This window comes from Streptomyces sp. NPDC031274 (genome assembly GCF_055570235.1).
The window spans coordinates 311,331-333,927 of the sequence record NZ_JBVIHP010000005.1 but is presented as its reverse complement, the minus strand read 5'-3'; the positions used below and the strand labels follow the sequence as shown (position 1 = coordinate 333,927).

The window sequence follows — 22,597 nt, the reverse complement described above, 5'->3', positions numbered from 1 at the left end:
TCGAAGGAGCGGTTTATGCGTAGCTTAAGAGAACCTTAAGCCTACCCCTCCCGAGGCCCTAAGTGATCACCCGTAAGCGGGTAGTCATCGCAGGTCAGAAGGGGTGCCGCAGGGTTCTGTTTGCCAACGGCATATGCCCACACGGCCCCCCGGAACGGATGGTTCCGGGGGGCTTATTCCGTCGGAACGGCCCCAGAACGCCTTCCGTGCGGCCATGATGGGGGCATGGCGGGGCTGGAGGGTATCGAACAGCCGCGGCGACACGGGAGTGCGACCGCGGCACGCTGGTCGCCGGCGGTCGAGGACGAACACGCTCTGAAGGCGCTGGAGTTGTTCGGTAATCCGACGGACGCGGAGGTTCGGCTGCCGTCGCGCCCGGAGTCCGCCGCCATCGCGCGCCGGCTCGCGCAGGTCGTGGTGCTCCGGCACTGGGGGCTCTCGCCGAAGCTGACCGAGGACGCGGTGCTCCTCACCTCCGAGCTCGTCGGCAATGCCGTGCGGCACACCGGCGCCCGTGTCTTCGGGCTGCGGATGATGCGGCGGCGCGGCTGGATCAGGGTCGAGGTGCGCGACCCCTCGCGCGGGCTGCCCTGCCTGATGCCCGTCGGCGAGCTCGACCTCAGTGGCCGCGGCCTCTTCCTGGTCGACAAGCTCTCCGACCGGTGGGGCGTGGACCTGCTGCCGCGCGGCAAGACGACGTGGTTCGAGATGCGGGTCGCGGACCGCTGAGGCGTGGACCGCTGGGATGTACGTCACTGAGGGGACGTGCGTCACTGGGGGAACGTACGTCGCTGAGACGCGAAAGCCCCCGGTTGCCGGTTGCGGCACTGCGGGGGCTTGGCGGAGCGCCACGGACAAAGGGGTGTGGTCCGCGGCGCTGATGACGACCGAGCCCGGGTCAATGGGGGTCGTGGCTCCGACTATGGCAGACGGGCCCCGCGGATCCAAAAGTACTTAACCGTTCATATCGTAACGAATCGTGACACTTTAAAGGTGAATCCTTGGTGAGCTGGGACACCTACCTGGTAAACACTGGCTAAGTTCTAGCTGTGACAGGTGTTCCGTAAGGGGCGGCGGGGGATCGGACGGGCGGTAGCGCCCCGACCCGCAGGCTCCATCCGCACGCAATCAACGGCTTTTGACCGCTTTTACCATTAAATGGTCGGGTGATCGAGACTGACCGCCGCGGAGCCCTGCGTGCGGGCGCCGGACTGGCCGTCGCGGGCGCCCTCACCGCAGGCTGCTCCGCCTCCGGATCCGCCGCCCCCGCAGCGCACCAGGCCGCACCCGCCGCCCGCCACCCCGCCCGAAAAACGCCCCGCGCCGCCCCCGCGCCCCGCCGCTTCCCCGGCCTCCCCGACCAGATCGCGCACAGCCCCCGCGCCCGCCCCCAGGTCGCCCTCACCTTCCACGGCCAGGGCGACCCGGCCACCGCGCGCTCCCTGCTCTCCATCGCCGAGAAGGCGGGCGCCAGAATCACCGTCCTCGCCGTCGGCAGCTGGCTCGACGAGCACCCCGAGCTCGCCCGCCGCGTCCTCGACGGCGGCCACGACCTCGGCAACCACACCCACCACCACGTCACGATCAACGAACTGCCCGAGGCCGACGCCTACGCGGAGATCACCGGCTGCGCCGACCGACTGCGCCGCCTCACCGGCTCCATCGGCACCTGGTTCCGCCCCTCGCGCGCCGAGACCGCGACACCCCTCGTGGCCCGCCTCGCCCACCGCGCGGGCTACCCGCACGTGCTCTCGTACGACGTCGACTCCCTCGACTTCACCTCACCGGGCGCCCCGGCCGTCACCCGCAAGATCGCCTCAGAGGTGCGCGCGGGCTCCGTCGTGAGCCTGCACTTCGGGTACGCGGACACGGTCGCCGCGCTCCCCGCCGTCCTGGAAGACCTCGACCGCCGCGGCCTGCGCGCGGTGACGACCACGGAGTTGCTGACCTGATGACCCTGCACCTGAAGCTCACCCGGCGCACCGGAGCGGCCGTCGCCGCCGGGGCCGTCGTCGCCGCCGCGCTCGCCGGCTGCGGCAGCGGCGGCGACGCGCGCGAGAACGAGGCCCTCGGCACCAAGGGCGTCCAGAAACCCGCCAGACCCGAACCCGAGGCCGCGCCCGGCCTCCCGGGCATGCCGCCCCTCCTCGACAAGAAGGACGTCTACGCGGCCGACCGCCCCAACAGGCTCTCCCCGGTGGTGGAGGACTTCCCCTCCCGGATCTACGTCCCCAACACCACCTCCAACACGGTCTCGGTCATCGACCCCAAGACGTACCGAGTGATCGACACGATCGACGTCGGTGTCCAGCCCCAGCACGTCGTCCCCTCCTGGGACATGAAGACGCTCTGGGTCAACAACAACCGCGGCCACACACTCACCCCCATCGACCCCAAGACCGGCAAGGCGGGCAAGCCCGTCGACGTCCACGACCCGTACAACCTCTACTTCACGCCCAACGGCAAGTACGCCGTCGTGATGGCCTCGATGGACCGCGAGCTCGTCTTCCGCGACCCGCACACCATGAAGGAGGTCAAGACCGAACCGGTCAGCTGCTACGGCGTCAACCACGCCGACTTCTCGGCGGACGGGCGCTACTTCATCGTCTCCTGCGAGTTCTCCGGCGAACTCCTCAAGGTGGACACGGAGAAGATGAAGGTCGTCGGCCAGCAGAAGCTGCCCTTCAAGGGCGCCATGCCGCAGGACGTGAAGATCTCGCCCGACGGCAAGACCTTCTACGTCGCCGACATGATGGCCGACGGCATGTGGGTCCTGAGCGGCGACAAGTTCGACAAGCCGAAGCTCCTGCACACCGGCAAGGGCACCCACGGCCTGTACGTCAGCAGGGACTCACGCGAGATGTACGTGTCCAACCGCGGTGAAGGCACCATCTCCGTCTTCGACTTCCCCAAGAACAGACTCACCAAGAAGTGGAAGCTCCCCCAGGGCGGCAGCCCCGACATGGGCGGCGTCTCGGCGGACGGCAACACCCTCTGGCTCTCCGGCCGTTACGACTCCGAGGTGTACGCCATCGACACCCGCACCGGAGTCCAGATCGCCCGCATCCCCGTCGGCGGCGGCCCGCACGGCCTGGCGGTGTATCCGCAGCCCGGCCGCTACTCGCTGGGGCACACGGGGATCTTCCGCTGAGCTGTTCAACGGTTGACCACAGCGGCCACCGGGCACCAGAAGGGTAGATCGACCCCTCCCCTCTGCCGCTCAGGAGGCCGCCCGTGCTCAAAGGCATCGACGTCAGCTCGCACCAGTCCACCTTCGAAACGGACGGCCGCTCCTTCGTCATCATAAAGTCGACGGAGGGCCGTTCGTACGTCAACCCGAAGCTGGCCGCGCAGGTGAAGCGCGCTCGGGACGGCGGCTGCGTCGTCGGCTTCTACCACTTCCTGTGGCCCGGGAACATCAAGGCGCAGGCGGAGTACTTCGTCAGCAAGTCCCCTGAGAAATCAGGGGACTTGCTCGCGGCGGACTGGGAGTGGACGGGCGAGCACACGCGCGCCAGCAACGCGGAGAAGGACGCCTTCATCCGCGAGGTGAAGAGGCTGCGCCCGAACCACCGGGTCATGTTGTACACGAACAGGGACTTTTGGCTCAACCACGACACCACGTCATACGCGGGCGACGCTCTCTGGATCGCCGACTACGTCACGGCGGGCAAGCCGCGCATCAAGGCGAAGTGGCGCTTCCATCAGTACACGTCGACGCCACTGGACAAGAACGTCGCGGACTTCGACAGCGAGGACGCGCTGCGGGAGTGGGCCAAGCCGTAGCCGTGCTGTAGCTGTGGCCGTAGTCGCGCCGTAGCCGTGGCCGTCCCGCGCGCGCCCCTTCGCCTCGGTCAGGCGCGCCAGTCCGGCGTCCGCTCCTGGGACGCCGAGTCCAGCGCCTTGCGGACCGCTTCCGCATCCGCCGCGAGGCCGTACACCGGAGTGCCCGGCTGCTGGCGCCACGACTCGTCCTGGCCGCCCGTGTCGACGCTGTCGAAGCCGATCTCGTCGAGGAGGTCGCGTACGACCTTCTTGGCGTCCTCGTCGTCGCCGGACACGGGAAGAGCGACGCGGCCGGGCGTGCCCTTGGGCTGCGGCTTGTCGAGGATGTCGTGGGCGTACGTGCCGTTGAAGGCCTTGATCACCGGGTGGCCGATCTGGCGCTCGGTCCAGCGGCTCTCGGTCAGGCCCTCCTCGATCTCGGTGATCTTCCCGTCACGCTGCTGCGGGTAGTAGTTGCCGGTGTCGATGACGACGAAGCCGTCCGCCGCGCCGTCGAGGAAGCCGGACGGCAGGTTCGGTACGGCCTTGAGGGGGATCGTCACGACGACGACCTGGGCGCCGCGCGCGGCCTCCTCGACCGTCACCGGCGTGGCGCCGGTCTCCTTGGCGAGGTCGGTGAGGGTCTGCGGGCCACGGGAGTTCGCGACGGAGACGTCGTGGCCGACAGCCGTGAGGCGCCGGGTGAGGTTGCCGCCGATGTTGCCCGCGCCGATGATGCCGATCTTCATGACTCGCCCTTCCGGGGGTGGATTCGGTGGTGCCGTAGCGGAGCCAACCTCCGGAACCGGTGAGGTATTCCGGCTGAGCCGATCGGCCACCCCCAGAGTTTCACCACGATCTCGCCGAGGCGAGTATGGGACTCCGTCAGCCTGTGCGTGTCCTTGGTGGGGGTGTGACGAGGGGCACAGGAACTCGGTGGAGGGTGCGGAGAGATATGTGGTGTGAGGCGTACTGAACTGGGAGACGGCATCCATGCACGGATCCGGGCAGGTGAGCGGGAGGCGTTCGGTGAGTTGTACGAGGCGTATGCGCGGACGGTCTACAACCACGCTCTGCGGCTGACCGGCGACTGGTCGACCGCCGAGGAGGTCATGTCCGAGACCTTCCTCGCGGCCTGGCGTACCCGGGACCGCCTTGAGCCGGACCGCGGTTCGCTCAAGCCGTGGCTGCTCGGCATCGCCACGCACAAGGCGCAGAACGCCAACCGGGGTCTGCGCAGGCGGCTCGCCTTCCTCTCCCGTCAGCCGTCCCCGCCCGAAGTGGCCGACTTCGCCGAGGAGTCGGCGGGGCGGATGGACGACGCGCGACGGCTCGCGGCGGTGCACGGCGCGCTGCGTCGGCTGCGCCGTCCGGAGCGGGAGGTGCTCGTCCTGTGCGTGTGGTCCGGGCTCGACTACGCGCAGGCCGCCGAGGCGCTCGGTGTTCCCGTCGGCACGGTGCGGTCGCGGCTCTCGCGGGCGCGTGCGCGGCTGCGGCGGCTCAGCGAGGACGGGCCGGATGCGACGGAAGCGCAGAACGCGACGAACCCGAAGAACGCGAAGAACGCGAAGAACATGAAGAACATGAAGAAGATGAAGAACGTGACGGAACCTCACCGTGGTCGCGGAGAGGTAGAGAGTGAGGCCGCATTCGCGGCCCTGCCCCTGCGGGAGGAATTCCGATGAACGCCGCCACCCCGCCCCCGGGAGAGGCCGAGGCCGCCGAACTGGCCCGCCTGCTGCCGGAGTCGGACGAAGACGAATGGCAGCTTCCGCCGGGGCGTCACCTTCACCACAAGGACGTCCTGATGCAGCACATCGACCACGACACGGATCAGCGCACCGACCGCGCACAGCAGGCCCCCGCCCCCGCATCCACCCGCCGCAGGCTGCTGCGTCCCGCGGTGCTGATGCCGGCCGCCGCCGCTTTCGCGGTGGCAGGGATCCTGCTGGCCACGCTTCCGTCCGACAACGCCGACGGTGTCCGTGACATGGGGGCCGGTGACGGCGCCACCTCCGGTGCGGCCGTCACTCTCGACCGGATCGCCACCGCTTCCCTGAAGGCCGACACCCGGCGGGTGAAGGCGAGCCAGTTCGTCTACATCCGCAGCCTGCTCCAGGGCAACGAGGGCGAGCTCAACGCCAAGGTGAAGCTCGGTGCTCCGTACAAGCAGGAGTCCTGGATGTCGCAGGACCCCGCTCCCGTCACGAACATCGGCATGATCCGGGAGAGCGGAAAGGGCGCGTCGATGCCCGGCCAGGACGTCCCCATCGAAACGTCCGTCGTGGACGGTTCCGATGACTCCGGAGCCATCCCGGAGGGGTCGGAGCGGCCCACGTACAACTGGCTCGCCTCGCTGCCCACCGACCCCGACGCCCTGCTGAAGAAGCTGTATGCCGAGACGGACGTGATCGAAGGGGAGGAGACGAAGGCACAGGCCGTCTTCGACAAGATCGGTGACCTGCTCGAATCGACGATCATGCCGCCGGAGAATGCCGCGGCGTTCTACAAGGTCGTCGCGAAGCTCCCCGGTGTGACCGAGGTGCCCGACGCGGTGGACGCGGCGGGTCGCCACGGAATCGGCATCACCCTCGACGAGTCGTCGTGGGCGACGCGCGAGGTGTGGATCTTCGACAAGAAGTCCTTCGAATATCTCGGCTCGCGCGGCTACATGACGAAGAACCACAAGCCGGGTGGCAAGCCCGGCAAGGGGGGCAACCCCGAGGAGCTCAGCGGCAGCAGCGCGATCCTGGAGCGTGCTGTCGTCGATCAGAAGGGCATGAAGCCCGAGCCCGGCGACGAGCGCGGCTGAGCACGGTTCGGGCGCCCGTCCTGCACGGCCCGCAGCAGCAGGACGAGCAGTTCGCGGAATCCGTCGATGCCCGGGTGGCTGACGGAGGCCCGGAGTTCGGGGAGGACGGGCGGCGCCATCGCCGTGTGGACGGCGAGGACCGGTATGACGGTGAGGGGCGAGGCGGCGATGCGGGCCGTCGTCCGCCGCCCCGGCGCGAGTGAGTCGCCTACGATCCGGGGACGCGTGAGCACAGCGGCAGGGTGAGCGGCATACGGGAGGGCGCCATGAGGGGCAGCGGTGACTGGACGAGCACATCGATGCCGTACCTGGCGCCACCCGGGAACGGGAGCCCTGACGTCTGGGGGGCCGAGGCCGCGGCTCAGGGGCGCAAGGGAACCCAGCGCATCGTGCGCGCCGGTGAGGTCCCTGCCCCGCCCGAGGTGGCCGAACTGTTCTCGGTGCCCGAGGGCGAGCCCGTGATCGTACGTCGTCGAGTGATCCAACTGGACGGCGAACCATGCGAGTTGACCGACACGTACTACCCCGCTCGCATCGCCCGGGGAACCCGCCTCGCGGGCACGGCGAAGATTCCCGGCGGCGCCGTCACGCTGCTTGCCGAGCTCGGGCACGTCGGCGTGCGGGTCCGCGAGGATGTCACCGCCGACGTGCCGAGCGCCGAGGAGCGAGAGGACCTGAGGTTGGGGACGGACGAGCCTGTGCTCCGGCTGGCCCGGGTCACCCTGGACGGCCGGAACCTCCCGATCCAGGTCGACCTGATGACCATGCCCGCCCACCGCGGGCGCCTGCGCTACGAGATCGGGATCGGGACCGGGACCGGGACCGGGACCGGCTGATCACGCCCGGCATCGACGCCGCCGTACTCGACCGCCCTTCAAGCCGAACCAACCTCAGCCGAGACCCCGATGCGCGGCCCACAGTGCCCCGGCGCGGCTGGCGGCGTCGGCGATCAGGGCCGCGAGTTCGGGCCTGTCGGGGACGGGGAACGAGACGTAGGCGCCCCGGCCACCGGCGACTGGTCGGCCGTAGGCCTTCGTGGCGAGGTGCCCGTCCGGGAGGAGCCGGACGTTGAGGGTGCTCAGGGTGAACTCTTCGCCGCGCCGAGTGTCCGTCCAGCGGAGCTCCTGCGGGATCGTGACATTGATCGCCAGAGCGCTCACTTCCAGGCTTACTTCCAGGTCGCTGCTCATGGACGGATGATCTCACGCGAGTCGCCGCGGGCGGCCCCACCGGCTTGTGCGGCAGGCGGGTCGATCACTGCTCGATACGCGTCCTGGTCGCGGGACAGCAACCGCCCCAGCGTGTCCTGGAGTTCCGCCTGTGCCACCCGCGCCGCCTCCTCCGCGTCCCCTGCCTCGACGGCCCGTACGAGCGCGGCGTGGACGGCGTCCCCGTGGTTCGGTTCCTTCGTGCGTACGTCGACGAGGTCGAGCAGGTTGATCAGGCCCTCCCGCAGTACGGGGGCGAACTCCGCGAAGAGGTCCGTCAGTACGGGGTTGCGAGCCGCCGCCACGACCGCCGCGTGCAGGGCGATGTCGGCGTCGACGAAGGCCGCGTCGCTGCCCGAAGCCGCGGCCCTGCGGCCTTCGAGTGCGGCGCGCATCGCCGTGACGTCCTCGTCGGTGCGCCGCAGCGCGGCAAGGCGCGCGGCCTGCACCTCCACCAGCATCCGCACCTCGTAGACATCCGACACCGCCGCCCGCCGCAGCCGCGTCGGCCAGTCCGCGACCGGTTCCGTCGCGATGACGAAGACGCCTGCGCCCTGGCGTGGCTGTACGAGGCCTGCCCCTGCGAGTGCGCGCAGGGCCTCACGGACCGTGGAGCGGCCGATGCCGAGTTCCTTGGCGAGGGTCGTCTCGCCGGGGAGCTTGCTGCCGATGGGCCAGTGGCCGCCGGCGATCTGCTCGCGCAGGCGCTCGGTGGCCTGTTCGACCAGGGGGCTGGGGCGTAGGGAGCCGAGCGGCGGCATCCGGGGACCTTTCAGGGAGAGAGGGCGGGGGAGCGCTGGGCGACCCACTTGTCTGAGGAGTACTTGTCTGAGGAGCTGAGGTGTGGCTAGTGTAGCGCCGTGATCTTCTGCGGTCTCCTCCTTCTCGGCTGCCGCGGCGGGGCCTGAAGCGACCGGCACCCCGCCGCGGGGTGCCGTGCTGCCGGTCGGCCAGTTCACCGACCGAGCCGAGAGGCCACCGTGACATCCACCGTGGAATCCCCCGTGTACCCGTGGAACCCCCAGCGCCCCAGCCCCATGCCGCACCATCGCTACCGCCCCTACCAGGACCGGGTCGACGTCCCCGCCGCCCAGGAACGCGGTTGGCCGAGCGCCCGCATCGAGCACGCCCCCCTCTGGGTCCCCGTCGACCTGCGCGACGGCAATCAGGCGCTCGCCGAGCCGATGGACACCGGGCGCAAGCGGCGCTTCTTCGACCTGCTCGTCTCGATGGGGTTCAAGGAGATCGAGGTCGGCTATCCGTCCGCCAGCCGCGCCGACTTCGACTTCGTACGCGACCTCGCCGCGCTGAGCGCGAGCGGCGGGATCCCCGGTGACGTCAGCATCGTCGTCTTCACGCCTGCCAAGCCCGAACTCATCGACCGCACCTTCGAGTCGATCGAGGGACTGCCCCGCGCCGTCGTACACCTCTACATCCCCACCTCGCCCACCTGGCGTGACGTGGTGCTGGGGCGGTCGCGTGCGCAGGTGCGGGACGTCGTCACGGAAGCCGCCGCCCACATGGCCCGCCTGGCCGACGCGCGGCCGGGGGCGGACATCCGGTTCCAGTTCTCGCCGGAGACCTTCAACCTCACCGAGCCCGACTACGTACTCGAAGTCTGCGACGGCCTCACCGAGTTGTGGGACGCGAGCCCCGACCGTCCCGTCACCCACAACCTCCCGGCGACCGTCGAGATCGCGACCCCGAACGTGTACGCCGATCAGATCGAGTACCTGCACCGTAACCTCACCCGGCGCGCGTCCGTCATCCTCTCCGTCCACCCCCACAACGACCGCGGCACCGGAGTCGCCTGCGCCGAACTCGCCGTCCTGGCCGGGGCCCAGCGCGTCGAGGGATGCCTCTTCGGCAACGGCGAGCGCACCGGCAACGTGGACCTGGTGACCCTCGCCCTGAATCTGTACGCCCAGGGCGTCGACCCCATGGTCGACTTCTCCGACATCGACGCCGTGCGCGAGGTCGTCGAGCACTGCAACCGGCTGCCCGTGCACCCCCGCCACCCCTACGCGGGCGACCTCGTCCACACCGCCTTCTCCGGCACCCACCAGGACGCCATCAGCAAGGGTCTCGCCCACCACGCCCGCCGCGCCGCCGAGTTGGAGGTGCCGGAGAGCGATGCGCCCTGGGAGGTGCCGTACCTGCCGATCGATCCCGCGGACATCGGCCGCACCTACGAAGCCGTCATCCGCGTCAACTCCCAGTCGGGCAAGGGCGGAATGGCGTACCTGCTGCGGACCCGGCACGGCATCGACCTGCCGCAGCGCATGCGGCCCGACTTCTCGCGGGCGGTGCAGGAGGCCACCGACGACAGCGGTCAGGAGGCGAGCGCGAAGGAGCTGTACGAGCTCTTCCACGCGACCTATGTCGCGCCGGGGCAGGGCGACGGCGCGTATGCGGCGCTGAGCTCCTGGACCACCGACCGTGCCCCGGACGGCACCCACCGCTTCACCTGCACCCTCCAAGTCGGCTCCAGAACCGGGGACTTCGAAGGAACGGGCAACGGTCCGCTCTCCGCGTTCGTCGCGGCGCTCGCCGCCGCCGGGATCACCGTCGACATCCTCGACTACTCCGAACACGCCACCGGGGCGGGCGGCGGCAGCGAGGCGGTCGCCTACGCGGAGTGCGCGGTGGGCGGTGTCGTCCGCTGGGGCGCGGGCCTGGACACCTCGGTCCTGACCGCGTCCGTGCAGGCCGTGCTCGCCGCGGTGAACCGGGCGGGGGCCGCCCGATGACCCCCGTGCTGCACGCGGACAACGTCACCGTCGTCCGCGACGACCGGCCCATCCTCGACGAGGTCACCCTCACCGTGCGCCCCGGCGAACACTGGGCGCTGCTCGGCGCGAACGGCGCGGGCAAGTCGACCCTGCTCAGCCTCTGCGGCGCCGTGACCCACCCGACGCGCGGCACGGTCGAGGTGCTCGGCCGCCGCCTGGGCAGCGTCGACCTGCGCGAGCTCCGTTCCTACGTGGGCCATGTGAACCCGCGTCATCCACTCCGCTCGCCCTTGCGGGTGCGCGACGTCGTCCTGACCGGGCTCACCAACAGCGTGGAGCTGCTGCCCCGGTGGAGCCCCACACCCGAGCAGGAGGAGCAGGCCGATCGCCTGATCGCCATGCTCGGGCTCGCGCACCGCACGGACGCGCGCTGGCCCACGCTCTCCCAGGGCGAGCGCGGACGGACCCTGATCGCGCGCTCGCTGATGCCCAGACCGCGGCTCGTCCTGCTCGACGAACCGGCCACCGGGCTCGATCTCGCGGGCCGCGAACGCCTCCTCGACAGCCTGGACACCCTGCGCGAGAGCCACCCCGAGCTCGCCACTGTCCTGGTCACGCACCACCTGGAGGAGCTCCCGGCAGGCACCACGCACGCGCTGCTGCTGCGCGACGGCCGCGCACTCGCCTCCGGCGCCGTGGACGACGTACTGACCAGCGACCAGATCAGCAAGTGCTTCGACCACCCGGTGCGGTTGGAGCGCACGGAGGGGCGGTGGAGCGTGCGGGCGGCGCGGCGCGCCCGCTGAGTACGCGCGGCGAGTACGTACGAGGGGCCCGGCGCTCTCTCACGCGCCGGGCCCCTCGTACGGACCACCACTACTTCTTGTTCAGGCTCGCCCAGAACTCGTCGAAGGAGAGACGCTTGTCCTTGTCGGTGTCCTTCGTGCCGATCACGGCCTCGGCCACCGTCTCGGTGACGTAGAAGTCCCCCATCTTGGCCATGGCCGACTTCCACTCCGCCGCTGTGATGAAGCCGTCGCCGTCCGCGTCGAACTGCTCGAACGTCCTGCGCGCTTCCTCGATGTCCGCCACCGGATCCACCCCTTCTTGGTGCACTACTGACGGGGCTCAGGGTATCCGCCGTCCGGGTGACGACCGGGACGCGGGCTCAGCACTCGATGATGTTCACCGCGAGCCCGCCCCGCGCCGTCTCCTTGTACTTCACGCTCATGTCGGCCCCGGTGTCCTTCATGGTCTTGATGACCTTGTCGAGGGACACCTTGTGGCTGCCGTCGCCGCGCATCGCCATCTTCGCCGCGGTCACGGCCTTCACCGCCGCCATGCCGTTGCGCTCGATGCACGGGATCTGGACGAGCCCGCCGACCGGGTCGCAGGTCAGGCCGAGGTTGTGCTCCATGCCGATCTCGGCCGCGTTCTCGACCTGCTCGGGGCTGCCGCCGAGCACCTCGGCGAGGGCGCCCGCCGCCATCGAGCAGGCGGAGCCGACCTCGCCCTGGCAGCCGACCTCGGCGCCGGAGATCGAGGCGTTCTCCTTGAACAGCATGCCGATCGCTCCGGCGGCCAGCAGGAAGCGGACGACGCCGTCCTCGTCGGCCCCGGGCACGAAGTTCATGTAGTAGTGCAGGACGGCCGGGATGATGCCCGCGGCGCCGTTCGTCGGGGCGGTCACGACCCGGCCGCCCGCCGCGTTCTCCTCGTTCACCGCCATCGCGTAGAGCGTGATCCACTCCATGGAGCGGGCCAGCGGGTCGCCCTCGGCGCGCAGCTGGCGTGCGGAGTTGGCCGCGCGGCGGCGGACCTTGAGGCCGCCCGGCAGGATGCCCTCGCGGGACATGCCGCGCGAGACGCAGGACTGCATGACGCCCCAGATGTCGAGCAGACCCGCGCGGATCTCCTCCTCGGTGCGCCACGCCTTCTCGTTCTGCAGCATCAGCGCGGAGATGGAGAGGCCGGTCTCCTCGGCGAGGCGGAGCAGCTCGTCGCCGGTGCGGAAGGGGTGCTTGAGGACGGTGTCGTCCGGCACGATCGGGTTGTCGCCCGCGACGGCGTCGTCGTCGACCACGAAGCCGCCGCCCACGGAGTAGTACGTCTTCTCCAGGACGGGGGCGCCCTCACGGTCGTACGCGAAGATCGTCATGCCGTTGGCGTGGTACGGCAGGGCCTTGCGGCGGTGCAGGACCAGATCGTCGTCGAAGGCGAAGTCGATCTCGTGCATGCCGAGGAGGTTGATGCGGCCGGCGCTCTTGATCTGCTCGACGCGCTCGTCGGCGAACTCGACGTCGACCGAGCGCGGGGACTCGCCCTCCAGGCCGAGCAGGACCGCCTTCGGGGTGCCGTGGCCGTGGCCCGTCGCGCCGAGCGAGCCGTAGAGCTCGGCCCGTATGGCGGTGGTGTGGGCCATCAGGCCCTCGTTCTTGAGGCGGCTCGCGAAGATGCGTGCGGCGCGCATGGGGCCGACCGTGTGGGAGCTGGACGGGCCGATGCCGACCGAGAACAGGTCGAAGACCGAGAGGGCCACGAGAAACTCCAATGGTGGTTGGTAGACGCCGTTGTCTGCCGGGGTGGTGCAGAGAGCAGGGCGTGAGCCGGGGCGTGGAACCGGGGCATGAACCGGGGCACCGCGCTCACTGTGTTCACATCCAGTGTGCGTGGTGCCCCGAAGATTCGTACGAAGGAAAGCGTACGAAACTGCTACAGGTTGGGGTACAGCGGGTGCTTTTCCGCCAAGGCGGAGACGCGGGCCTTGAGCGACTCCGTGTCGACGTCGCCCGGCTTCAGCGCCTCGGCGATGATGTCGGCGACCTCACGGAAGTCGTCCTCCTGGAAGCCACGGGTCGCGAGCGCGGGCGTACCGATCCGCAGGCCCGAGGTGACCATCGGGGGGCGCGGGTCGTTCGGGACCGCGTTGCGGTTGACCGTGATGCCGACCTCGTGGAGGCGGTCCTCGGCCTGCTGGCCGTCGAGCTCGGAGTTGCGCAGGTCCACCAGGACCAGGTGCACGTCCGTGCCGCCGGACAGGACGTCGACACCGACGGCCTTCGCGTCGTCCCGCACCAGGCGCTCGGCCAGGATGCGGGCGCCGTCCAGGGTGCGCTGCTGGCGCTCCTTGAACTCCTCGGAGGCCGCGACCTTGAAGGAGACGGCCTTGGCCGCGATCACGTGCTCCAGGGGGCCGCCCTGGAAGCCGGGGAAGACCGCGGAGTTCAGCTTCTTCGCGAACTCCTTGCTGCGGGCCAGGATGATGCCGCCGCGCGGGCCGCCGAGCGTCTTGTGCGTGGTGGAGGTGACCACGTCCGCGAACGGCACCGGGTTGGGGTGAAGGCCCGCGGCGACGAGCCCGGCGAAGTGCGCCATGTCGACCCACAGGTACGCGCCGACCTCGTCGGCGATCCGGCGGAACTCGGCGAAGTCGAGCTGACGCGGGTAGGCGGACCAGCCCGCGATGATCACCTTCGGGCTGCTCTCCTTGGCCAGGCGCTCGACCTCGGCCATGTCAACCAGACCGGCCTCGTCGACGTGGTACGGGACCACGTTGAACTGCTTGCCGGAGAAGTTCAGGCGCATGCCGTGGGTGAGGTGGCCGCCGTGTGCCAGGTCGAGGCCGAGGATCGTGTCGCCGGGCTTGGCGATGGCGAAGAGGGCGGCCTGGTTGGCGGAGGCACCGGAGTGCGGCTGGACGTTGGCGTACTCGGCGCCGAACAGGTCCTTGAGCCGGTCGATCGCGATCTGCTCGGTGACGTCGACGTGCTCGCAGCCGCCGTAGTAGCGGCGGCCGGGGTAGCCCTCGGCGTACTTGTTGGTGAGGACCGTGCCCTGGGCCTCCATGACGGCGACCGGAGCGAAGTTCTCCGAGGCGATCATTTCCAGGGTGGACTGCTGACGGTGGAGCTCGGCGTCGACGGCGGCGGCGACGTCCGGGTCCAGCTCGTGGAGAGGGGTGTTGAGAAGCGACATCAGGTGGTCCCTAAGGGTCTTTAGTTGCCTGCGAGCTCGGTGTATTCGGCCGCGGAGAGCAGGTCCTTCGGCTCCTCCGAGATCCGTACCTTGAACAGCCAGCCGCCCTCGAACGGAGCGGAATTCACCAGCGACGGGTCGTCCACGACGTCCTGGTTCGCCTCGGTGACCTCGCCGGTCACGGGGGAGTACAGGTCGCTGACGGACTTCGTCGACTCGAGCTCGCCGCAGGTCTCGCCCGCGGTCACGGTCTCGCCGACCTCAGGGAGCTGGGCGTAGACGACGTCACCGAGCGCGTTGGCCGCGAACTCCGTGATGCCGATCGTCGCCACACCGTCCTCGGTGGCCGAAAGCCACTCGTGCTCCTTGCTGTAACGCAGCTGCTGGGGGTTGCTCATGACCTGAATTCTCCTGTACGCGGGTGGGTGCTGCGGAACGGGACTGATGTGCGTGGGGTCACTTCCGGCTTACCACAGAGACGGAACAGTGGCGGAAGCGTCACTTCTGGCGCTTGTAGAAGGGCAGCGCCACGACCTCGTACGGCTCGTGCGTGCCCCGGATGTCGACGCCGACCCCGGCGGTTCCGGGGGCCGCGTGCGCCACGTCGACGTACGCGATGGCGATCGGCTTGCCCAGCGTCGGGGACGGCGCCCCGGAGGTGACCTCGCCGATGACCTTGCCGTCGGCGACCACGGAGAAGCCCGCGCGCGGGACGCGGCGGCCTTCGGCGACCAGACCCACGAGCTTGCGCGGGGGAGCGGTCTCGGCGCGCTCGGCGGCGGCCGCGAGCGCCGCGCGCCCCACGAAGGTGTCGGACTGCGAGGTCTTCTCGAACTTCACGACCCGGCCCAGGCCCGCGTCGAAGGGAGTCAGCTCCGCGGTCAGCTCGTGCCCGTACAGCGGCATGCCCGCCTCCAGACGGAGCGTGTCGCGGCAGGAGAGCCCGGCCGGGACCAGGCCGACGTGCTCGCCGGCCTGCATGAGCGCGTTCCAGAGCTTCTCGGCGTCGCCGGGCGAGACGAAGAGCTCGAAGCCGTCCTCGCCGGTGTAGCCGGTGCGGGCGATGAGGGCGGGCACGCCCGCGACCGTGCCCGGCAGGCCCGCGTAGTACTTCAGCCCTTCCAGGTCCGCGTCCGTGAGCGACTTCAGGATGCCGGGGGACTCGGGACCCTGGACGGCGAGCAGCGCGTACGCGTCGCGGTCGTCGCGGACCTCGGCGTCGAAGCCGTCGGCGCGGGCGGTGAGCGCGTCGAGCACGGTCTGCGCGTTCGAGGCGTTGGCGACGACCATGTACTCAGGGGCGTCGGCCTCGCCCAGACGGTAGACGATCAGGTCGTCCAGGATCCCGCCGTCCTCGGCACAGATCATCGTGTAGCGGGCGCGGCCGACACCGATGGAGCCGATGTTGCCGACGAGCGCGAAGTTCAGGAAGTCCACGGCCTGCGGTCCTGTGACCGTGATCTCGCCCATGTGGGAGAGGTCGAAGAGACCGGCCTTGGTGCGGACGGCGATGTGCTCGTCGCGCTCGCTGCCGTAGCGCAGCGGCATGTCCCAGCCCGCGAAGTCGGTCATGGTCGCGCCGAGCGCGCGATGCACGGCATCCAGGGCGGTGAGACGGGGGACGGTACTCATACGGGAACTCCCAGGGCATGACGGGCGAGGTCGATCCTCCCCATCTGTCATCGGAACCTGAGAGGTTCACCACGACCCGTCCGTATATGTCATACGTCTGTATCAGGGGGTCATGACTTGCACCTTGGGTGGAGCCGCCGGAGCGACCCGCTTTTCAGATGTGCCTCGCCCGCGCGGTACGGGGCCTGAGAGATTCAAGGGAGGGACTTGCTCCTTCGGCGCCCCGGTGCGTCCTGCGACGGCGACCGGGAACTCTCCCGCGCGGATTCAAGCGGCCTGTATGGAGTTTGCGGGCACATCATTGCACGGGCCTCCGTCACGGGGCAGTGCCAGTCCAGCTGTGCTATTCCGGGTACACCCCGGGCCCCGGGCGCTGTTGTGCCGCATTACCTTCTCTTTACACTTGCCGGGGAAGCTGCGGTAAGCAGTTACGTGACCGCTAGGGGAGGCCGATCACGGTGCGCAGGACCAGTGTCTACGCGACCAACACGGGGGTGGCCCTGCCCAAACAGGCCGCCGCCCCCACCAGGGAGAGCTGCGGCGCCCTGCCCGCGGTCGTCGTCCGCGACCTGAGGCAGCGGTCCGGCCGCAGCCCGCACCGCCTCACGTTCGGCGCGGGCGACCTGATCGTCGTCTCCGGCCTTCCGGGCAGCGGCAAGTCCACGCTGATGCGCAGAGCGGTCGCGGGCCCGCGCATCGACTCGCAGGACACCCGCGACCGCTGGGCCCTGCGCATGCCGGCCCTGCTGCCGTACGCCGTCTACCGCCCCCTGGTCCGCCTCGCGCACTACGCGGGGCTGCGCGCCGCCCTGCGCTCCGGCGAGGGGATCGTGGTGCACGACTGCGGCACCCAGACATGGGTGCGCAGCTGGCTGGCCCGCGAGGCGGTGCGGCGCGGCACGACGCTGCACCTGCTGCTGCTCGACGTGCCGCCGGACACCGCCATAGAGGGGCAGCTCGCGCGCGGGCGCGGCGTGTCGCGGTACGCCTTCGCGCGGCACCGCAGGACCGTCGGCCGCCTGGTCGGCGCCGCCGAGCGGGGCGATCTGCCGCGCGGCTGCGGCTCCGCGATCCTGCTCGACCGGGCAGCCGCGAGCATCCTGCGCGGGATCGGCTTCGGAGGCTGAGCCGCCCGCCGCGTTAGGGTCGTGCCGCAGGCAGAGCGGGACAGGTCAGGGGTTGGACAGATGGATATTCCGGCGCAGGCGCACGCACATCCGTACGGAGGATGGCCGGGCAACGAACTCGAAGAGGTGCTCGCGGCATCGCTCGGCACGCCGGGGGCGCCCCGGACGTCCGCGGGGGCCCGCATCGTCGAGGTGCTCGGCCGCAGCCACGTCTGGGTCCCGCTGCCGAGCGGGGGCGGTCCCGACAGCGGCACTCTCGACCTGCCCACGCTGGAGATCGACGGCCAGGCCTTCGTCCCCGTCTTCAGCTCCGAGCAGCAGTTCCAGCAGGTCACCGGCGGCCGGATGGGCTGCACCGTGGCGCCCGCCGTGGAGTTCGCGCGCGGGCTTCCCCCGCAGATGGGCATCGCGGTCAACCCGGACGGCACGGTCGGGGTCCCGCTGCCGCCGCCCGCCGTCGCCGAACTCTGCCGGGCCGGACGCACCCCGCTGGACGGCCCCGCGACCGGCGGCCGCGTACGGCTCTTCGAACCGGACTGGCAGCAGGACCCGGTGGACTTCCTGTCCGCCGCCGCCCGTGAGTTCGAGGCCACCGGGGTCGTCCTGAGCGCCCGTCGCTGCCTGGCGAGCGTCGAGGGCGAGGAGCCCACGCTGTTCGTCGGCGTCGAACTGACCTCCTGGGAGGGCAACGCGCGCGACCTGCCGATGGAGGCCGTGGGCCGGGCTCTCGGCCATGCCCCGGTGGTCTGGCCGGTGAACCTGGTGCTGCTCGACGTCGCCCAGGACCCGGTCGGTGACTGGATGCGCGAGCGGGTTCGGCCCTTCTTCGGTCAGACACCGGGGCACGAGCACGGACATGTGTAAGGACATGTGCAGGTACGTGTGTGAGGGTGCCGTACGTCAAGTCGGTGTCAGGATCGCCGCTTAAGCTGGTTTCATGGCCCGGGCGGGGCACGGCCCTGCCGTTTCGGCCCGGGGCCACCGATCAGCTCGGCTCAGGTCACGGCAGGTTCATCAGGTTCATCGGGTTCCAGGTTCATCAGGTTCCAGGCTCAGCGGGTCAGTGGCTCTGCGGGTCAGCGGGTCATCGCGAAGGGGCGGTTAAGGGTGAGTGCGTCGGGCACGGCTGCTGCCGGGCAGGTCGAGCACATGCTGCGCCAGGTGACGCCAGGGCGGTATGACGCCTACGAGGCGCTCCTGCGGGCGCTCGCCGCCGACCAGGTGTGGATGCTGCTCTGGCACGGCCAGGCCGGATCCCCCGACGCGCAGTACGGGAACATGGAGGTCGAAGGCCTCGGTTACGCACCGTGCGTGACCTCCGCCCAGGAGCTCTCCGCGAGTGGCTGGAACCGTTCGTACGAGGTCGTCAGCGGCATCGACATCGCCCGCACCCTCTACCCCGACCACTACGGCCTCTGGCTCAACCCGCACGCCCCCGGCGGCGGCGTCGGCATCCCCTGGCTCGACCTGCGGCGCATCGCCTCCGGCCTCGACCTGCTGCCCGCGGGCCCGCTCAGGCTCACCGAGCCCGCCATCGAGATCCCGCAGTTCTACGCCCTGCTCACCCAGAACGCCCACCGCACCCCCGCGGTCCGCTCGCTGCGCCGCGCCTGGGTGCAGCCCGCGCTCGGTGCGCCGTATCTGGCCATCGGCCTCGATGTGTACGACACGTCCCCGTCGTCGGTGGACGGGGTGCGCACGATGATGCAGCAGTCGATCGCCGCCGTCCCCGAAGGGCTGCCCGTCTCGACGGTCGCGATGTCCGACGGGTACGACCCGGTCGCCCTGTGGCTGCGCGCCAACGCCAGGCCGTTCTACGACCGCGAGGCCCAGCCGGCCCCGGCGCCCGCAGGCGGATACGGATACCCCGCGCAGTACTGAAGCGGTACCGAAGCGGTACTGAATCGGTGCAGACGCGGTGTGGATCCGGTGCGGAATGCGCACCGACGCGGCGCTGAAGACGCCCTGAACCGGCCACCGCGCCTCGTATACCTGCCCCGACAGCCACAATGTCCGTTCTGGTGGTGGAGGGGCCCTTTAAGCCCCCGTGGCCCGTTGCCACCCAACTGCCCCGTGTTCGCCCCTCGTTCACGTGCGTCCGGATAACGGAACACCTCAAACAGCATCACGGTTGAGCATCCATTCCCCGTCAAGGCTGGTAACAGATCGCAACCCCGATGAAGACTCCCGCAAGTGGGGCGCTTCGCCCCCGTGTACGACGGACAGATCACGTCGCTACAGCGGCAAGTGCGGGCCGGTCACCACCGGTTGAGAGGGGTCCCTGCCACGATGACGGCACCATTGCATGACACACCTGCGGACGCGGACCCGACGGCGGACGTCGCTCCCGCAGCTGATGCAGGGGTGAAGAAGGTCGAGGGGCGGTCCCTCAAGCAGATCGCCTGGAACCGCCTGAAGCGGGACAAGGTCGCGCTGGCCGGCGGCATCACCGTGCTCGTCCTGGTCTTTGTCGCCGTCTTCGCGCCTCTGATCGTCTCCCTGCTGGGCCACCCGCCCAACGAGTTCCACCAGGAAGAGCTCGAAGACCTCACGAACCTGCCCAAGGGTGCGTTCGGCGGCATGAGTTGGGACTTCCTCTTCGGGGTCGAGCCGAACAAGGGCCGCGACGTCTTCAGCCGGATCGTCTACGGCGCCCGTATCTCCCTCCTGGTGGCCTTCCTGGCCGCCGTGGTGGCCGTGGCGCTCGGCACCTTCTTCGGCATCATCGCCGGTTACTTCGGCGGCTGGATCGACGCGCTGATCAGCCGGGTCATGGACGTGCTGCTCGCCTTCCCGCAGCTGCTCTTCGTGATCTCCCTGGTCTCGGTGCTCCCCGACGACCTGCTCGGGCTCACCGGCAGCGGCGTCCGCATCGCGGTACTGATCCTGGTGATCGGCTTCTTCGGCTGGCCCTACGTCGGGCGCATCGTCCGAGGCCAGACCCTCTCGCTGCGCGAACGCGAGTACGTGGAAGCGGCCCGCAGCCTCGGCGGCGGTCAACGGCACATCCTCTTCCGTGAGCTGCTGCCGAACTTGGTCGCTCCGATCACCGTCTACGCGACGCTCATGATCCCCACCAACATCCTCACCGAAGCGGCGCTCAGCTTCCTCGGCGCAGGTGTGCGCCCGCCGACGGCCTCCTGGGGCGGCATGCTCCGGGACGCCCTCGCGACGTACGAGCATGACCCGATGTTCATGGTCTTCCCCGGCCTGGCGATCTTCGTGACCGTGCTTGCCTTCAACCTCTTCGGTGACGGGCTGCGCGATGCCCTGGACCCCAAGGGAACTCGTTAACAGCCCCAACTGGCTTGCCCCTGCCCCAGCGTCAGGCGGCTTTTCACATGGTTCTTAAGGCAGTCAAGGCCAAGGACCGCGAATCTCGGAGGATGCGAGAAATGCCCACAGGTTCCTCTAAGCGACGATTGACCGCCGGCGCGGCCCTCGTCGTAGCGGCGCTGGTGACCACCACGGCGTGCGGCGGCGGCAGCAGTGACGACGACAGCAAGGGCGCGGGCTACAACGCGGCCATCGGCAAGGTCGCGAACAAGTCGGCGAAGAAGGGCGGAACGCTCAAGTTCATCGCCAAGCAGGACCTGGACTCGGCCGACCCGCAGCGCGCGTACTACGGCATGACGTGGGACTTCATGCGGTACTACACCCGCACGCTGATCACGTACGACACCAAGCCGGGTGCCGCGTCCAACAAGCTCGTCCCCGACCTCGCCGAGTCCACGGCGAAGATCAGCGACGACGGCAAGACCTACACGTACAAGCTGCGTGACGGCCTCACCTGGGAGGACGGCTCGAAGCTGACCTCCAAGGACATCAAGTACGGCATCGAGCGCATCTGGGCCACCAAGGTCATCACCGGTGGTCCCGGCTACCTCAAGTCCACGCTTGACCCCAAGGGCGAGTACAAGGGCCCCTACGAGGACAAGTCGAAGGACAAGCTCGGCCTGAAGTCGGTCGAGACGCCGGACGACAACACCATCATCTTCAAGCTGCCCAAGAAGAACGGCGACTTCGAGCAGATGCTCGCGATGCCGTCGGGCACCCCGGTCAAGCAGTCCGAGGACACCGGCGCCAAGTACACCCAGCGCCCGTTCTCCTCCGGCCCGTACAAGTTCCAGAACTACAGCGCCGGCAAGAGCATCACGCTGGTCCGCAACAAGAACTGGAAGAAGTCGTCCGACCCGGTCCGTCCCGCCCTGCCGGACAAGATCTCGGTCACCATCTCGGCGAACCTCGAAGAGAACGACAAGCGCCTGATGGAAGGTGACTACGACATCGACATGAATGGCACCGGCATGACCCAGTCGGGTCGTACCACCGCCATTCAGGACCACAAGGACAACGTCGACAACATGCAGACGGACTTCGTCCGTTACGTCGCCCTTGTGACCAAGACGAAGCCGTTCGACAACGAGGCCTGCCGCAAGGCCGTCTTCTACGCCACGGACTTCGCGAGCCTGCAGAAGACCCGTGGTGGCCCGGTCGCCGCCGGTGAGATCGCCGCGAACGTCTTCCCGAAGTCGATCAAGGGTCACGACGACTACGACCCGTACGGCATCCTGAAGCGCAAGGGCAAGCCGGACGTCACCAAGGCGAAGGCCGAGCTCAAGGACTGCGGCAAGCCCGGTGGCTTCTCGACCAAGATCTCGGCGCGCACCAACCAGCCGGGTGAGGTGGACGCCGCCACGGCGCTCCAGGAGCAGCTGAAGAAGGTCAACATCAACGCCGAGGTCGACCAGATCGACGGCGCCGACTCCTCCAGCATCACCGGCTCGCCGGCGGTCGTGAAGAAGCGCGGCATCGGCATGACGATGGCTGGCTGGGGCCCCGACTTCCCGACCGGCCAGGGCTACGCCCAGCCGCTGTTCGACAGCCGTTTCATCAACGAGAACGGCAACTACAACGAGTCGCAGATCGACGAGCCGAAGATCGACAAGTACTTCGACGACGCGATCGCCACGGTCGACCCCGAGAAGGCCGGCCAGATCTACACCAAGCTGGCTCACGAGATCGTGGACAAGGCGTACTGGATGCCCTTCATCTACGAGAAGAACATCAGCTGGCGTTCGTCGCGGGCGAGCAACGTCTACTCGTCCGCCGCGTACAGCGGTCGCTACGACTACGTCTCGCTCGGTGTGAACGGCGGAAAGTAGCAGCAACGCAGTTCAGCAGTCAGCAGTCCCCGTAAAGGCCGTCCTACCGCCGAATCCCGCCAGTCCGAAGGGCAGGTGATGGCCCCGGGCGGGGGGGGGGGGGGGGGGGGGGGGGGGGGGGGGGGGGGGGGGGGGGGGGGCGGGGGGGGGGGGGGGGGAGCGTGGTATGGCGCGCTGGCGT

The 22,597-nt window shown here is 69.5% G+C and carries 23 protein-coding genes and 1 riboswitch; of the genes, 14 read left to right on the top strand and 9 right to left on the bottom strand.

Going from position 1 to position 22,597, the window contains the following annotated elements; all coding sequences use genetic code 11:
• Positions 1-120 precede the first annotated feature (120 nt).
• The 4 genes from ACZ5CR_RS11640 to ACZ5CR_RS11625 all read left to right on the top strand — a co-directional run bounded on the left by ACZ5CR_RS11640 (position 121) and on the right by ACZ5CR_RS11625 (position 3,786).
• Positions 121-729, top strand: coding sequence for an ATP-binding protein (locus ACZ5CR_RS11640; RefSeq protein WP_468856130.1), 609 nt, complete (start codon positions 121-123; stop codon positions 727-729).
• A 437-nt stretch (positions 730-1,166) separates the two neighbouring features.
• On the top strand, positions 1,167-1,952 hold the full coding sequence (locus ACZ5CR_RS11635) for a polysaccharide deacetylase family protein (protein ID WP_468856128.1): 786 nt from the start codon (positions 1,167-1,169) through the stop codon (positions 1,950-1,952).
• Positions 1,952-3,151 carry a YncE family protein gene (locus tag ACZ5CR_RS11630; RefSeq protein ID WP_468856125.1) on the top strand — a complete coding sequence of 400 codons (1,200 nt, stop codon included), beginning with the start codon at positions 1,952-1,954 and terminating at the stop codon, positions 3,149-3,151. Before ACZ5CR_RS11635 ends, ACZ5CR_RS11630 begins: the two co-directional genes overlap by 1 nt.
• A gap of 83 nt (positions 3,152-3,234) precedes the next feature.
• Complete coding sequence (locus tag ACZ5CR_RS11625) at positions 3,235-3,786, top strand: glycoside hydrolase family 25 protein (RefSeq protein WP_468856123.1); 552 nt, start codon at positions 3,235-3,237, stop codon at positions 3,784-3,786.
• 68 nt (positions 3,787-3,854) lie between these two features.
• On the opposite strand, the gene ACZ5CR_RS11620 is transcribed toward ACZ5CR_RS11625, so the two are convergent.
• The gene (locus tag ACZ5CR_RS11620) at positions 3,855-4,514 is read right to left on the bottom strand and encodes an NADPH-dependent F420 reductase (RefSeq protein ID WP_468856122.1); all 660 of its coding nucleotides are present in this window, start codon (positions 4,512-4,514) and stop codon (positions 3,855-3,857) included.
• Between the two features lie 240 nt (positions 4,515-4,754).
• Between ACZ5CR_RS11620 and ACZ5CR_RS11615 the strand changes: the two genes are divergently transcribed.
• Together ACZ5CR_RS11615 and ACZ5CR_RS11610 are read left to right on the top strand one after the other, a co-directional pair.
• Complete coding sequence (locus tag ACZ5CR_RS11615) at positions 4,755-5,450, top strand: RNA polymerase sigma factor (RefSeq protein WP_468856224.1); 696 nt, start codon at positions 4,755-4,757, stop codon at positions 5,448-5,450.
• Entirely contained in the window at positions 5,447-6,577 is a 1,131-nt protein-coding gene (locus ACZ5CR_RS11610) for a CU044_5270 family protein (protein WP_468856119.1), read from the top strand. Before ACZ5CR_RS11615 ends, ACZ5CR_RS11610 begins: the two co-directional genes overlap by 4 nt.
• Here ACZ5CR_RS11610 and ACZ5CR_RS11605 read toward each other — a convergent pair.
• Positions 6,535-6,810 carry a hypothetical protein gene (locus tag ACZ5CR_RS11605; RefSeq protein WP_468856117.1) on the bottom strand — a complete coding sequence of 92 codons (276 nt, stop codon included), beginning with the start codon at positions 6,808-6,810 and terminating at the stop codon, positions 6,535-6,537. The genes ACZ5CR_RS11610 and ACZ5CR_RS11605 overlap by 43 nt on opposite strands.
• A gap of 33 nt (positions 6,811-6,843) precedes the next feature.
• Here ACZ5CR_RS11605 and ACZ5CR_RS11600 point away from each other — a divergent pair, with 33 nt between their 5' ends.
• Positions 6,844-7,413 (top strand): GntR family transcriptional regulator, encoded by a 570-nt coding sequence (locus ACZ5CR_RS11600; RefSeq protein ID WP_468856116.1) that lies wholly within the window; start codon positions 6,844-6,846, stop codon positions 7,411-7,413.
• 54 nt (positions 7,414-7,467) lie between these two features.
• On the opposite strand, the gene ACZ5CR_RS11595 is transcribed toward ACZ5CR_RS11600, so the two are convergent.
• Together ACZ5CR_RS11595 and ACZ5CR_RS11590 are read right to left on the bottom strand one after the other, a co-directional pair.
• Positions 7,468-7,767, bottom strand: coding sequence for a hypothetical protein (locus ACZ5CR_RS11595; RefSeq protein WP_468856113.1), 300 nt, complete (start codon positions 7,765-7,767; stop codon positions 7,468-7,470).
• Positions 7,764-8,546: a FadR/GntR family transcriptional regulator gene (locus ACZ5CR_RS11590; RefSeq protein ID WP_468856111.1), complete on the bottom strand. Its 783-nt coding sequence runs from the start codon at positions 8,544-8,546 to the stop codon at positions 7,764-7,766. Before ACZ5CR_RS11590 ends, ACZ5CR_RS11595 begins: the two co-directional genes overlap by 4 nt.
• A 276-nt stretch (positions 8,547-8,822) precedes the next feature.
• Here ACZ5CR_RS11590 and leuA point away from each other — a divergent pair, with 276 nt between their 5' ends.
• Positions 8,823-10,535, top strand: coding sequence for a 2-isopropylmalate synthase (leuA, locus tag ACZ5CR_RS11585; protein WP_468856222.1), 1,713 nt, complete (start codon positions 8,823-8,825; stop codon positions 10,533-10,535).
• The gene (locus tag ACZ5CR_RS11580; protein WP_468856109.1) at positions 10,532-11,323 is read left to right on the top strand and encodes an ABC transporter ATP-binding protein; all 792 of its coding nucleotides are present in this window, start codon (positions 10,532-10,534) and stop codon (positions 11,321-11,323) included. Before leuA ends, ACZ5CR_RS11580 begins: the two co-directional genes overlap by 4 nt.
• Positions 11,324-11,393: 70 nt before the next feature.
• On the opposite strand, the gene ACZ5CR_RS11575 is transcribed toward ACZ5CR_RS11580, so the two are convergent.
• The 5 genes from ACZ5CR_RS11575 to gcvT form a co-directional block, all read right to left on the bottom strand.
• Entirely contained in the window at positions 11,394-11,609 is a 216-nt protein-coding gene (locus ACZ5CR_RS11575; protein ID WP_468856107.1) for an EF-hand domain-containing protein, read from the bottom strand.
• Positions 11,610-11,685: 76 nt separating this feature from the next.
• Positions 11,686-13,056 carry an L-serine ammonia-lyase gene (locus ACZ5CR_RS11570; RefSeq protein WP_468856104.1) on the bottom strand — a complete coding sequence of 457 codons (1,371 nt, stop codon included), beginning with the start codon at positions 13,054-13,056 and terminating at the stop codon, positions 11,686-11,688.
• A gap of 173 nt (positions 13,057-13,229) precedes the next feature.
• The gene (gene glyA / locus ACZ5CR_RS11565; RefSeq protein ID WP_468856102.1) at positions 13,230-14,492 is read right to left on the bottom strand and encodes a serine hydroxymethyltransferase; all 1,263 of its coding nucleotides are present in this window, start codon (positions 14,490-14,492) and stop codon (positions 13,230-13,232) included.
• Positions 14,493-14,512: 20 nt separating this feature from the next.
• A complete protein-coding gene (gene gcvH / locus ACZ5CR_RS11560) occupies positions 14,513-14,890 on the bottom strand; it encodes a glycine cleavage system protein GcvH (RefSeq protein ID WP_468856100.1) in 378 nt (125 codons plus the stop codon).
• A gap of 100 nt (positions 14,891-14,990) precedes the next feature.
• Complete coding sequence (gene gcvT, locus ACZ5CR_RS11555; RefSeq protein WP_468856098.1) at positions 14,991-16,124, bottom strand: glycine cleavage system aminomethyltransferase GcvT; 1,134 nt, start codon at positions 16,122-16,124, stop codon at positions 14,991-14,993.
• A 164-nt stretch (positions 16,125-16,288) separates the two neighbouring features.
• Positions 16,289-16,394, bottom strand: a riboswitch (glycine riboswitch).
• A gap of 182 nt (positions 16,395-16,576) precedes the next feature.
• Between gcvT and ACZ5CR_RS11550 the strand changes: the two genes are divergently transcribed.
• The 5 genes from ACZ5CR_RS11550 to ACZ5CR_RS11530 all read left to right on the top strand — a co-directional run bounded on the left by ACZ5CR_RS11550 (position 16,577) and on the right by ACZ5CR_RS11530 (position 22,416).
• A complete protein-coding gene (locus ACZ5CR_RS11550) occupies positions 16,577-17,251 on the top strand; it encodes an AAA family ATPase (protein ID WP_468856219.1) in 675 nt (224 codons plus the stop codon).
• 60 nt (positions 17,252-17,311) lie between these two features.
• Positions 17,312-18,115: an enhanced serine sensitivity protein SseB gene (locus ACZ5CR_RS11545; protein ID WP_468856096.1), complete on the top strand. Its 804-nt coding sequence runs from the start codon at positions 17,312-17,314 to the stop codon at positions 18,113-18,115.
• Between the two features lie 243 nt (positions 18,116-18,358).
• A complete protein-coding gene (locus ACZ5CR_RS11540) occupies positions 18,359-19,132 on the top strand; it encodes an enhanced serine sensitivity protein SseB C-terminal domain-containing protein (RefSeq protein WP_468856093.1) in 774 nt (257 codons plus the stop codon).
• A gap of 408 nt (positions 19,133-19,540) precedes the next feature.
• A complete protein-coding gene (locus ACZ5CR_RS11535) occupies positions 19,541-20,545 on the top strand; it encodes an ABC transporter permease (protein ID WP_468856091.1) in 1,005 nt (334 codons plus the stop codon).
• Between the two features lie 101 nt (positions 20,546-20,646).
• Positions 20,647-22,416 (top strand): ABC transporter substrate-binding protein, encoded by a 1,770-nt coding sequence (locus tag ACZ5CR_RS11530; protein WP_468856090.1) that lies wholly within the window; start codon positions 20,647-20,649, stop codon positions 22,414-22,416.
• Positions 22,417-22,597 lie beyond the last annotated feature (181 nt).